The sequence below is a fragment of the uncultured Ferrovibrio sp. genome (assembly GCF_937960835.1).
Lineage (GTDB): Bacteria > Pseudomonadota > Alphaproteobacteria > Ferrovibrionales > Ferrovibrionaceae > Ferrovibrio.
In genome coordinates this window covers 526,477-538,831 of sequence record NZ_CALGPC010000006.1, presented here as the reverse complement: position 1 = coordinate 538,831, position 12,355 = coordinate 526,477, and the positions used below count along the sequence as shown (strand labels likewise).

Here is a 12,355-nt window from a genome sequence, read left to right as displayed (position 1 = left end):
CTCGAAACTGGTCCGGATTAATCCATGTTGGCCCCGGTCCAGTCAAGCCAATGTAACAAATTGTATCAGGCCCAAAAAAGCGGCCGCCAGAGGACCGGCGGCCAAGGTCAAATCAACAGGGAGGAAACTATGACCCAAACTGAACTGCGGCAGAGAATGCCAGCACCCACTTAAGATTTCGTTGCCGCGGGTGATCATGTATGGTCGCGGGCATGACAAATCCTCCGCCCGTGTCACAATCCGGATCGCAGCCGGCCACTGCAGCCCATCCAGGCCCCGTGCCGGACCGCCTGCTCGACGCCGCCTTGGCCTGCTTTCGACGCTTAGGGGGAAAGCGGACGCGCATCGAGGATATCGCTGCGGAAGCCGGTGTGGCCCGCACCGCCGTCTACCGCTATTACCCCAACAAGCGCGCCATCGTGGCCGCGCTGGCGACCCGCTGGTTTGCCGAGGATGAGGCCACCCTCGCCGCCATTGCCCGCGACCATGGTCGCGGGCCTGCCGACCGGCTTCGGGCCTTCCTGCTGGCTGACGCGGCCTGCGCCCGGCGGTATGTCACCGACCCCTGTCTGGCCGAGGTGCTGGATGAGGTGGTCCACAACCTCACCGCGGTGCCGCAGCAGCATCGGGCGCATGTTCGGCGTCACCTGACTGGGCTGTTGGCCGAAGGTCAGGCAGCCGGTGGTTTCCGTGCCGAACCGGCCGAGCGCCTGGCGCAAGCCCTGGACGACCTGATGGGCCGCTTCCATGACCCGCGGCTCACCGCCGACCTCGACGAGGCGGTATGGCGCGAGCGCGCCGAGATCGCGGTGGAGATCGCCTGCCAGGGCATGCGCGCCTGACGCGGCTAAGCCGCCGAGCGATATCGGCGGGCGATCAGCCGGTCGACCAGACCATCGACGGCGGCCTCCGCCGCAGCAATGGAGGCCCGCAACCGCTCATCGGCGAATTCGTCATATTCGACCGCCACACTTTCGATATCGGTGATGCCGATATAGCCAAAGGCGGTGCGGATATGCGGCTCGACATGGTTCATCGCCGCGATCCGATCATGCGGTTCATAGCCGTAATCGCCGCGTGCGCTGAGAATGACGAGGGTCTTGTGCTGCTCGGTGAGCATAGGCCAGTAAGGCTCACCGGCACGGGCGCGGTCGAAGCCGAAGGTGCGGCCAACCCGCACAATATTGTCAATATAGGCTTTGAACTGCGCCGGAATACCAAAATTGTACATTGGCACGCCTGCCACGATCAGATCGGCGCGGATCAGCTCATCGACCAGGAGATCGCTTTCGCGCAGCACATCATGCATCCACAGCTCGCGCTGCTCAGGCTTGGTAAAGGCCGCATGGATCCAGGCGCCGGTCACCGGCGCGGGCGGATTCTGCCCGACATCACGATAGACGATCTCGTCCTGGGGATTGTGTCCGCGCCAACGCTCGACAAAGCGGCGGGTTAGCCGCCGCGTATGCGAGCCATGCGGCATGGTGTCCGAGGCATGGGGACGGGCACTGGCGTCGATCCACAGCAAGTTGACCATTGGCGAAATCCTTCCGGCTGAGATGGATGAGAACAGCTCATTCACTTTGCTCTACGCCTCGCTATCTATTGCCATGGCCATGCGTGAACAAATTCAAATTACTCAGCTTAATGGATGAGTTTATTTCAGCCATGCAGTACCGACGCCTGCCACCGCTTGCCGCCCTTCGCGCCTTCGAAGCCGCCGCGCGTCATCTCAGTTTCAAGCGCGCAGCCAAGGAACTTGGCGTGACGCCGACAGCGATCAGCCACCAGATCAGGCTGCTGGAAGAAACGCTAAAGCTGCCGCTATTCGAACGCCAGACTCGCAGCGTGGCGCTGACCCCGGCGGGGCAGCAGCTTTATCCGGTGCTGCGCGATGGCTTCGATGCCTTTGCGCGGACGCTCCACTCTCTGGTTGCGCCGCCGCGCCGCCGCAGCCTCACGCTCTCGGTCACACCAGCCTTCGCGGCGAAATGGCTGCTGCCGCGCATACCAAGCTGGCGCGCGGCACAGCCGGAGATCGACCTGCATCTGCATGCGTCGGAAGAGCCCGTGGATCTGATCAGCGGCAGTGCCGATGTCGCGATCCGCTATGGGTACGGGCCATTTCCCGGCCTGCATGCGAAGGTTTTGCTGGAGGATCGCTTCGCACCCGTCGCCTCGCCGCATCTGGGCCTGAAGGCAGCGGCAGATCTGCGCCGCCACACCTTGCTGCATTTCGATTGGCGGAAGCTTAAACGCGATACGCCGACCTGGCGTCTCTGGGCGGCGAAAGCGGGCTTGGCGGATTTGCAAGTGGAGAACGGAATCCGCTTCAGCGATGAAAGCCACGCAATCCAGGCGGCGATTGCCGGGCAAGGTGTGGCGCTGCTGAGCTTGATCTTGGTGGCCGAGGAACTTGCCAGCGGCGCACTGGTGCAGCCCTTCGGCCCAGTGGTGGATGGATACCGCTATCAGCTGGTCTACCCGGCAGCCGTCTCCGACGGGCCGGAGATCGCGGCTCTTCGGAAATGGCTGCAAGAAGCCGCCTCTGGAAAGAAACTTACTTCTTGAAGAAGGTATCGGCCGCACCGCGCGCCGCCTGCTTGCTTTTGATGATGCTGCGGATCGTGACGATTTCCGCTTCCAGTTCGCCGATGCGGGCTTCGAGATCCTCGATCGACATGGTGTCGTATTTCGGCGCTACCGGTTTGCGCGATACGGCCTCGTCCCAGTCCATGCCTTTCTCCCATCGAACGCGAACTTCCCGATACGGTGGCAAAGCGCCAAAAAACAATATTGGCAGCTTGTCCAATATCACGTGGGCCGTTAGATCACGAAGTCCAACGGAGGAAAATACATGCTGCCCCAGGAGATGACCGTCATCGAGATCAGCCAGCCCGGCGGACCCGAGGTGCTGAAGCCGGCCAAACGTCCGCTGCCTCAGCCCGGCGCAGGCGAGGTGCTGATCAAGGTGGCTGCGGCCGGCGTGAACCGGCCAGACGTGCTGCAGCGGGCCGGCATGTACCCCCCGCCGCCGGGCGCGCCGGATTACCCCGGCCTGGAAGTCTCGGGCGAGATCGTCGCGCTGGGTCAGGGCGTCAGCCGCTGGAAAGTCGGCGACAAGGTCTGTGCCCTGCTAGCCGGCGGCGGCTATGCCACCTATTGCGTGGCCCCCGCCGAGCAATGCCTGCCGGTGCCGCAGGGCCTGGATATGGCCGAGGCGGCCGCTCTGCCTGAGAACTGGTTTACGGTCTGGACGAATATCGCCGACCGCGGCCGGCTGCAGCCCGGCGAAAGCATCCTGATCCATGGCGGTGCCTCCGGCATCGGCGTGGCCGCGATCCAGCTGGCCAAGCTGCTGGGCGCGGGACGAATTTTCGCGACTGCCGGCACCGATAAGAAATGCCGCTATTGCGAGGAACTGGGCGCCGAGAAGGCGATCAACTACAAAACCGAAGATTTTGCCAGCCGGATCAATGATTTGACCCAGGGCAAGGGCGTCAACGTCATCCTCGACATGGTCGGTGGCAAGTATTTCGCCCCGAATATCAAGAGCTTAGCCGAGGAAGGACGGCTGGTGATCATCGCCGTCCAGGGCGGCCCCAAGGGCGAAGGCGATCTCAGCGTGGTCATGCGCAAGCGACTGACGGTAACGGGCTCTACCCTGCGGCCCCGGCCGGTCGCCTTCAAGGGAGCGATTGCCCGCGCCCTAGAGGAGAAGGTCTGGCCGGCTTTTGCCGATGGGCGCCTTAAAGTGGTGGTGGACTCCCGCTTCCCTCTGACCGAAGCGAGTGCGGCCCACAGCCGCATCGACCATGCCGACCATATCGGCAAGGTGCTGCTAACTGTTTGAGCAGCAATAAATAAACCCGGAAATCCGGGGTGGTTGCGCGGCAAGGCCGTTCCACTATATTGTCGCGCGATTTTGTATAGCCCCGCGGGCGGCCGTGAAGCCGGCCGGCCGCAGCAGGAGGATTTTACCCAATGGCATTGCCCTTGATGCCCAAAGCCACAGCCGTGTGGCTGATCGACAATACCAAGCTCACCTTCGACCAGATCGCCCGCTTCTGCGGGTTGCATCCGCTGGAGGTGAAGGGCATTGCCGACGGCGAAGTCGCGGTGGGCATCGTCGGGCTCGATCCGGTGGCCAACGGCCAGCTTTCGGCGGACGAGATCGCCCGCTGCGAAGCCGATCCAGCGGCGGACCTCAAGCTGCTGGCGCCCACCGTGCCGCTGCAACGCCAGAAGACCAAGGGCGCCAAATACACGCCGCTGTCCAAGCGCCAGGACCGCCCGGACGCCATCGCCTGGCTGCTCAAGTATCATCCTGAAGTGGCCGATGCGCAGATTCAGAAGCTGCTCGGCACGACGAAAGCCACCATCGATTCCGTGCGCAACCGTACGCACTGGAATCACGCCAATATCAAGCCGCGCGATCCGGTCAGCCTTGGCATGTGCAGTCAGGCCGAGCTGGACCGCGTTCTGATCCTCGCCGCCAAGCGTAAGGAAAACCGGGAGAAGCGCGAAGCCCGAGAGGCGCGCGCCAAGGCCCGTGCCGAAGTCGCCACTGCCGAGCCGCAACAGACTGATGCGCCCGCGCCGGAGGCAAATGGCGACGAAGGCAGCAGCACCGACTGATTTCTTAAGCGTTTTTCTACCCGCTAACGCGTTGTAGTACCGCCAGAAGCTGAACCGAGCGGCTGCGGCATTGAACATGCTGGCCGCATCGGTCGGTTTCCGCTATAGCCAATATAAGAATAAAACCGCGGGGGTGACGCCTCGCCAATAGCGGACGAGTAAGGAACTCGGGGGATGTTGGTTTTTATCATTCGACGATTGATGCAGGCCGCGCTCGTGGTGGCCGTCATGTCGGTGCTGGTATTCGTCGGCATCTACCTGATCGGCGATCCGCTGGCAATCCTGGTAAGCCCCGAAGCCACCGAACTTGACCGCGAGGAGATCGCCAGGTCGCTAGGCCTCGACCGTCCCGTCTGGGAACAGTATTTCACCTTTCTTACTGCCGCAGTGCAGGGCGATTTCGGCAAGTCCTTCGTCTTCGGCCAGCCCTCTTTGGGCCTGATCCTGGAGCGCATGCCGGCCACGCTGGAACTGGCGCTGACCGCCACAATCATGGCGGTGGTGATTGGCGTGCCGCTCGGCCTCTATGCCGGCCTGCGGCATGAAACCATCGGCGCACGCGCGATCATGGCGGGCTCGGTGCTGGGATTCTCGCTGCCAAATTTCTGGGTCGGCCTGATGCTGATCATGCTCTTCGCCGTGCAGTTCGGCTGGCTGCCCGCCTCGGGCCGCGGACAGACGGTGGAGGTGCTCGGCATCGAGCTCAGCGTCTTCACCGCCAATGGCTGGAAGCACATCATCCTGCCGGCGATCACGCTCGGCTTGTCGAAATGCGCATTGATTATCCGCCTCGCCCGCGCCACTGCGCGCGAGGTGATGCTGATGGACTACGTGAAATTCGCCCGTGCCAAGGGCCTTGATGAGAAGCGCGTCATCGGCGTGCATATCCTAAAGAACATCATGGTGCCGATCACCACCGTGACAGGCCTTGAACTTGGCGCGCTGATCGCTTTTGCAGTGATTACCGAAACGATCTTCTCCTGGCCCGGCATGGGCAAGCTGCTGATCGATTCGATCATTCATCTCGACCGCCCGGTGGTTGTTGCATATCTGATCGTCGTCGTGCTGCTGCTGGTGGCGATCAACCTGATCGTCGACATCCTCTACTCGGTGCTTGATCCGCGCGTACGGCTCGGAGGTGCGAAATGAGCGACGTCACCCTGCCCGCTCAGACGACCGCACCGGCTAAGACAGAATCGCCCATCAAGCGGATCATCGCCGAATTTGTCGAGAGCAAGCTGGCCGTCTTCGGCTTTATCCTGCTGATGTTCTTCGCGCTGGCAGCCATCTTCGGCCCTTATGTAGCGCCGCAAGATCCTTATGACCTCGCCAACCTCGACATTCTCGATGCGCGTCTGCCGCCCGGCGAGGTCTCCGGCACCGGCATGACCTTCCTGCTGGGTAGCGACGGGCAAGGCCGCGACATGCTGAGCGCCATGCTCTATGGCCTGCGCATCAGTCTGTTTGTCGGCGTCACCGCTGTTGCGCTTGCTTTGGCCATCGGCGCCTTTGCCGGCCTGCTGGCTGCCTATGCCGGCGGCAGGATCGACACCTTCATCATGCGCGTCGTCGACATTCAGCTTTCCTTCCCTGCCATCCTGGTCGCGCTGATCCTGCTCGCAGTGCTGGGCAACGGCGTGGACAAGGTGATCATCGCGCTTGTGGTCGTGCAATGGGCCTATTTCGCCCGTGCAGCCCGCGGCGCTGCACTTGTGGAACGCAGCAAGGAATATGTCGAGGCGGCGCGCTGCCTGGGCCTCAGCCGGGCACGGCTTTTGCTACGGCATCTGCTGCCGAACTGCATGCCGCCCCTGATCGTGATCGCGACCATCGACATTGCCCGCTCCATCACCCTGGAAGCCACGCTCAGCTTCCTTGGCCTTGGCGTGCCGGTAACCGAGCCTTCGCTGGGCATGCTGATCGCCAACGGATTCGACTACCTGCTCAGTGGTGTCTACTGGATCTCTCTGTTCCCGGGCCTGCTGCTCACTCTGGTCATCATCGCGATCAACCTGGTCGGCGACCAGCTCCGCGACGTCCTCAATCCCCGCCTGAAGCGCTGATCCGAATGACTGCACCAACGCTCAAGGTCGAGAATCTCGAGACCCATTTCCCCACCCGTGACGGCATCGTGCGTGCCGTCGACGGCGTCAGCTTCGAAGTCGCGCAAGGCGAGATCCTCGGCCTTGTCGGAGAGTCCGGTTCGGGCAAGTCGATCACCGGCTTCTCAATCCTTGGCCTGATCGACGCGCCCGGCCACATCGCCGGCGGCAAGATTCTGTTCAAGGGCGAAGACATCACCAGGGCCAGCCCGCAGCGCATGCGACAGCTGCGCGGCGCGCGCATCGCGATGATCTTCCAGGATCCGATGATGACGCTGAACCCGGTGCTGCGCATCGACACGCAGATGATCGAGACGGTGCAGGCGCATGAGAAGGTCAGCGACGTCGCGGCGCGCGCCCGCGCCGCCGAAGCCCTGAGGGCGGTTGGCATCGCCGCGCCGGAAGAACGGCTGCTGTCCTACCCACATCAGCTTTCCGGCGGCATGCGTCAGCGCGTTGCCATCGCCACTGCGCTGCTGCACAAGCCCGACCTGATCATTGCTGACGAGCCGACCACGGCGCTCGACGTGACCATTCAGGGCCAGATCCTCTATGAGATGCGCAAGCTCTGCCGCGATACCGGCACGGCGCTGATCTGGATTACGCACGACCTCTCCGTCGTCGCCGGCCTGGCTGACCGCATCATGGTCATGTATGCCGGACGTATCGTCGAAACCGGTCCGGTCGCCACCGTGATCGAACGGCCCCAGCATCCCTACACGCGCGGCCTGATCGGCTCGGTGCCCGGCGCCTTGCCGCGCGGCAAGCGCCTGTTCCAGATCCCAGGCATGACCCCGGCGCTGATTAACTTGCCGCCGGGCTGCCGCTTCAAGAATCGCTGCAGCCGTGCCGACGCGCTTTGCGACACCATGCCTGAGCTGGCGGAATTGTCGCCCGGTCATGGCGTGCGCTGCCATCATCCCTATGACGCCAAGCCGCTGACCCCGTCGGAGACTGCGGCATGAATGCCCCCATGCTTGAACTGAAGAATATCTCCAAGCGCTTCGTCTGGCGGCTCGACCTCGCCTCGAAGATCGCCAATCTCTTCGGCGCCGGAATCAAGGAGCGCGCTGTCCATGCGGTCAATCATGTCGATCTCGGCATCCGCGAGGGCGAGGTGGTCGGCCTGGTCGGCGAAAGCGGCTGCGGCAAGTCGACGCTTGGGCGGATCGTGGCCGGCATCATGGATCCCAGCGATGGCACGATCTCTTTCCACGGCAAATCGCTGCATGCAATGAACGAAGCCGAGCGGCGCGAATATAAGCTCGCCGTGCAGATGATCTTCCAGGACCCTTATGCGTCGCTCAATCCGCGCATGCGGGTGGAAGACATCATCGGCGAAGCGCCGGTTGCCCATGGCCTGATCAAGCGCAGTGAAATGCCTGCATATGTCGAGCAGATCATGAATCAGGTCGGACTCGATCCGCGCTATCGCCGCCGCTACCCGCATCAATTCTCCGGCGGCCAGCGCCAACGCATTGGCATCGCCCGCGCACTTGCCGTAAAGCCGCGCTTCATCGTCTGCGACGAGGCAGTGGCTGCGTTGGACGTGTCGATCCAGGCGCAGGTGCTCAACCTGTTTATGGATCTGCGCGAGCAGCTGGGCCTGACTTATCTCTTCATCAGCCACAACCTTGCGGTCGTCGAACATATCTCGGACCGCGTGGTGATCATGTATCTCGGTCGCGTGGTGGAAAGCGCACCGACCGAAGAGCTGTTCGCCAGCCCGAACCATCCCTACACCAAGGCCCTGCTGGCCGAGGCCCCGAAGCTGGTGGCGGAGCTGCGCGACTACACGCCGATATCCGGCGAGATTCCCTCGCCGCTCGACCCGCCCAGCGGCTGCCATTTCCATCCGCGCTGCCCCTTCGCCAGCGAACGCTGCAAGAAGGAAGTCCCGGCGCTGCAGGAGATCGCGCCCGGCCGGATGTCGGCCTGCCACCTCAACGATTCCCTGGCGGCATAAGCCAGCCATATCCAGCGTTTAGCTCTTTCGTGCCGGCCGGCCATCCTGTCCCGGCCGCGGCCGGCGCCACAAAGCTGCCTTGAAAAGAGAAAACTAAAGCCATAGGCCCAGGGCAGGGTGGAGTCCTCGAGCATCCCGCATGACGCGGTGACGCATGCACATAAAAATGGAGGCCGCCATGCGCAAGGCCGTCTTGTTCAGTGCGTCCCTGATCGCAGTTTCCGTACTCGCCACCGCCCCCTTCCCTTCCCAAGCCCAAACCATGGGGCAGGCCATCTGCGGCTTGCGCGAAGACATGGGCAAGATGCTGCTGCAGCGCTTCGGCGAGGAGCCGAAAGCCGCCGGGGCGATCGGTGATGACCGGGTGGTGGAATTGCTGATTTCGCAAACCGGCTCCTGGACCCTGCTCGTCACTACGCCCGATGGCCGCAGTTGCGTCATGACGGGCGGCGACGATTGGACGGACGATCCCGTCGAGGCTACCCATCTGAAGATCAAGGAAGAGACGACGTAAGCATCGCCCCTTCCACATCTTCAGGCTCACCGGTTAGGCGGTGACGGCTCCCCTGACCTTGTCCGGGTGCTTGACGCGGAACCAGGCGGCATAAAGCGCCGGCAGGAACAGAAGCGTCAGCAGCGTCGCGACCAGCAGGCCGCCAATGATAGTAAAGGCCATCGGCCCCCAGAAATTGCTGGTTGATAGCGGCACCATGCCCAAGATGGCCGCCAGCGCCGTCAGCACGATGGGCCGGAAACGCCGCAGCGTCGCATTCACAATGGCATCCCATTGCTGCTCACCGCGCCGGATATCCTGTTCGATCTGATCGACCAGGATCACCGAGTTGCGCATGATCATGCCAGCCAGTGCGATGGCTCCCAGCATGGCAACGAAGCCAAAGGGCACGTTGAAGGTCAGCAGGCCCAGCGTCACGCCGATCAGGCCCAGTGGGGCAGTCAGCAGCACCAGCAGCATGCGCGACACCGATTGCAGCTGCACCATCAGCAGAGTGACCATGATGCCGATCATCACCGGCACCACCGCGCCGATGGACGCGTTGGCCTTAGCACTTTCCTCGATCGCGCCGCCCATGACGATGCGATAACCAGGCGGCAGCTTGGCGCGCAGTTCATCCAGCTTCGGATCAATCTGTTTCGAAACCACCGGCGCCTGGATGCCGTCGACGATATCGGCACGCACCGTGATCACCGGCTGGCGGTCACGCCGCCAGATGATGCCCTCCTCCAGGCCGTAGGAAATTTCTGCCACCTGGCTGAGCGGCACCGGACGGGCGCTTTCAGCGCCGGCCACATTGATATCCTTGATGCCGTTCAGGCTGAGGCGTTCCGCCGCTTCAGCGCGGGCTACGACATCGATGAGTTCGCGGCCTTCGCGATATTGCGTCACCGTGATGCCGGAGACGATGGAGTTCAGCGTCGTCGCCAGGTCCTGCGAGGAAATCCCCAGCAGACGGGCTTTGGCCTGGTCGACATCCAGCTTGACGACTTTGCTCAGTTCGTCCCAATCCAGATTGACATCGCGCGTATTCGGATTGGCCCGCATGATATCGCCGACCTGATAGGCAATGCGGCGCACTTCCATCGGATCCGGGCCGCTGACGCGGAACTGCACGGGGAAGCCCACGGGCGGGCCGTTCTCCAGCCGGTTCACGCGGCCGCGCAGCAGAGTGAAGTCTTCCTGGAAGGCCTTGATCAGCTTGTCGCGCACCCGCTCGCGCTCGGCATCGCCCTTGGTCAGCACCACCACCTGGGCGAAGTTGTCGTTGGCGAGCTGAATATCGAGCGGCAGGTAGAAGCGCGGCGCGCCGCTGCCAACATAAGTCGTGTAATTGATGATGTCCTCATCACCATCCAGCAGTGCTTCCAGCCTCAACGCCTCCTGCTGGGTGGCGGCGATGGAGGCGCCCTGCGGCAGGCGCAAGTCGACCATCAATTCCGGCCGGTTGGATGCCGGGAAGAATTGCTGCTGCACCAGGCCAAAGCCGGCGACGCTGGCGAAGAAAAGACCAATGGTGGCAGCAATGACAATCCAGCGGCGGCGCACGCACCATTCGATGACGGGCCGCACGAAGCGATAGATGCCGCGCTGGTAGACCTCGTCGCCATGGCCGTGCTTGCCGGGCTTCGGGTCCGGCAGCAGCTTGTAGCCGATGAAGGGGGTAAAGATCACTGCCACCCCCCAGGAGACCAGCAGCGAGATCGTCACCACCGCAAAGATCGAGAAGGTGTATTCACCGGCTGCCGACTTCGCGAAGCCCACCGGTACAAAGCCGGCCGCCGTGATCAGCGTGCCGGTCAGCATCGGAAAGGCGGTCGAGGTATAGGCAAAACTGGCGGCGCTGAATCTGTCGAATCCCTGTTCCATCTTCACCTGCATCATCTCGACCGCAATGATCGCGTCATCAACCAGAAGGCCGAGCGAGATGATCAGCGCGCCCAAAGAGATACGGTGGAAGTCGATGCCGAATATCTGCATGCACACGAAGGTGATCGCCAGTACCAGCGGGATGCAGAGCATGACCACCACGCCGCTGCGCAGACCAAGGCTGAGAAAGCTCACAGCCAGGACGATGGCAACCGCCTCGAACAGGACCTTCATGAATTCCGCGATAGAGCGCTGCACCACAGTCGGCTGGTCCGCCACCTGATAGACTTCGATGCCGACCGGCATGTCGGCCTTCAGTCGTGCCATTGTTTCCTTCAACGCTTCGCCCAGAGCGATCATGTTGCCGCCCTTGGCCATGGAAATCGCCAGACCAATGGCTTCCTGGCCGTTGTAGCGGAAACGCGGGCTGGGCGGATCGGCATAGTCGCGCTTGATATCGGCGATGTCGCCGAGCCGGATCAGGCGGCCGTTGGCCTGGATCGACAGTTCGGCCAGGCCGCGCGCCGTTTCGATATCGCCGCTGACCCGCGTGGCGATCCGATCCGACGCGGTCTGGATCACGCCGGATGCCGTCTGACTGTTCTGCTGCTGGATGACATTTAGGATCTGCTGCGGACTGATGCCAAGATTGGCGAGCTTCTTGTGGGAGAATTCGATGAAGATTTTCTCCGGCTGCACGCCGAGCAGTTCTGCCTTGCTGACGTCTTTGATGCGCAGCACCTCTTCGCGCACATCCTCAACGTAATCCTTCAACTCGCGATGGGTGAAGCCGTCTGCGGTGAAGGCATAGATCGTGCCGAAGGTGTCGGCGAATTCGTCATTGAAGAACGGACCCTGCACACCCTGCGGCAGGGTGTGGCGGATATCGCTCACCTTCTTGCGCACCTGATACCAGATGTCCGATACCAGCTTGGGCGGCGTGTCATCGCGCAGATTGACAAAGATGGTCGACTCGCCCGGCTTGGAATAGCTGCGCACGTAGTAGAGATATGGCGTCTCCTGCAGCTTTTTCTCGATCTTGTCGGTGACCTGAAGTTCCATCTCGCGCGCAGTGGCGCCAGGCCAGTTGGCGCGCACAATCATCACCTTGAAGGTGAAATCCGGATCCTCGGCACGGCCAAGCTGGTTATAGGACAGCGTGCCGGCTGCCAGCAGCAGCACCATCAAAAAGCCGATCAGCGATCGATGGTTGAGGGCCCAGGCCGACAGGTTGAAGCGGTCGCCGCCGCCCGACGGGGCTTCCAT

Annotated in this window: 12 protein-coding genes; 9 read left to right on the top strand and 3 right to left on the bottom strand. The window is 62.5% G+C overall.

All coding sequences use genetic code 11. From position 1 onward, the window contains the following. The first annotated feature begins 212 nt into the window (after positions 1-212). Positions 213-842 carry a TetR/AcrR family transcriptional regulator gene (locus Q0603_RS06950; protein ID WP_298723964.1) on the top strand — a complete coding sequence of 210 codons (630 nt, stop codon included), beginning with the start codon at positions 213-215 and terminating at the stop codon, positions 840-842. Positions 843-847: 5 nt separating this feature from the next. On the opposite strand, the gene Q0603_RS06945 is transcribed toward Q0603_RS06950, so the two are convergent. Then, on the bottom strand, positions 848-1,537 hold the full coding sequence (locus Q0603_RS06945) for an NAD(P)H-dependent oxidoreductase (RefSeq protein WP_298723962.1): 690 nt from the start codon (positions 1,535-1,537) through the stop codon (positions 848-850). A 131-nt stretch (positions 1,538-1,668) separates the two neighbouring features. Between Q0603_RS06945 and gcvA the strand changes: the two genes are divergently transcribed. Then, a complete protein-coding gene (gene gcvA / locus Q0603_RS06940; protein WP_298723960.1) occupies positions 1,669-2,571 on the top strand; it encodes a transcriptional regulator GcvA in 903 nt (300 codons plus the stop codon). Here gcvA and Q0603_RS06935 read toward each other — a convergent pair. Beyond that, complete coding sequence (locus Q0603_RS06935; RefSeq protein WP_298723958.1) at positions 2,561-2,737, bottom strand: DUF1192 domain-containing protein; 177 nt, start codon at positions 2,735-2,737, stop codon at positions 2,561-2,563. The two genes, gcvA and Q0603_RS06935, sit on opposite strands and share 11 nt — an antisense overlap. A 120-nt stretch (positions 2,738-2,857) precedes the next feature. On the opposite strand from Q0603_RS06935, the gene Q0603_RS06930 reads away from it, so the two are divergent. The 7 genes from Q0603_RS06930 to Q0603_RS06900 all read left to right on the top strand — a co-directional run bounded on the left by Q0603_RS06930 (position 2,858) and on the right by Q0603_RS06900 (position 9,220). Beyond that, positions 2,858-3,853 carry an NAD(P)H-quinone oxidoreductase gene (locus Q0603_RS06930; RefSeq protein WP_298723956.1) on the top strand — a complete coding sequence of 332 codons (996 nt, stop codon included), beginning with the start codon at positions 2,858-2,860 and terminating at the stop codon, positions 3,851-3,853. A 131-nt stretch (positions 3,854-3,984) separates the two neighbouring features. Continuing rightward, a complete protein-coding gene (locus Q0603_RS06925; RefSeq protein ID WP_298723954.1) occupies positions 3,985-4,638 on the top strand; it encodes a cell cycle transcriptional regulator TrcR in 654 nt (217 codons plus the stop codon). A gap of 174 nt (positions 4,639-4,812) precedes the next feature. Continuing rightward, complete coding sequence (locus tag Q0603_RS06920; protein ID WP_298723952.1) at positions 4,813-5,787, top strand: ABC transporter permease; 975 nt, start codon at positions 4,813-4,815, stop codon at positions 5,785-5,787. Continuing rightward, positions 5,784-6,701 (top strand): ABC transporter permease, encoded by a 918-nt coding sequence (locus Q0603_RS06915; protein ID WP_298723950.1) that lies wholly within the window; start codon positions 5,784-5,786, stop codon positions 6,699-6,701. Before Q0603_RS06920 ends, Q0603_RS06915 begins: the two co-directional genes overlap by 4 nt. Positions 6,702-6,706: 5 nt before the next feature. Then, complete coding sequence (locus tag Q0603_RS06910; RefSeq protein ID WP_298723948.1) at positions 6,707-7,705, top strand: ABC transporter ATP-binding protein; 999 nt, start codon at positions 6,707-6,709, stop codon at positions 7,703-7,705. Further along, entirely contained in the window at positions 7,702-8,706 is a 1,005-nt protein-coding gene (locus Q0603_RS06905) for an ABC transporter ATP-binding protein (protein WP_298723946.1), read from the top strand. Before Q0603_RS06910 ends, Q0603_RS06905 begins: the two co-directional genes overlap by 4 nt. A 178-nt stretch (positions 8,707-8,884) precedes the next feature. Further along, on the top strand, positions 8,885-9,220 hold the full coding sequence (locus tag Q0603_RS06900; protein WP_298723944.1) for a hypothetical protein: 336 nt from the start codon (positions 8,885-8,887) through the stop codon (positions 9,218-9,220). Between the two features lie 33 nt (positions 9,221-9,253). On the opposite strand, the gene Q0603_RS06895 is transcribed toward Q0603_RS06900, so the two are convergent. After that, positions 9,254-12,355 (bottom strand): efflux RND transporter permease subunit, encoded by a 3,102-nt coding sequence (locus Q0603_RS06895; RefSeq protein ID WP_298723942.1) that lies wholly within the window; start codon positions 12,353-12,355, stop codon positions 9,254-9,256.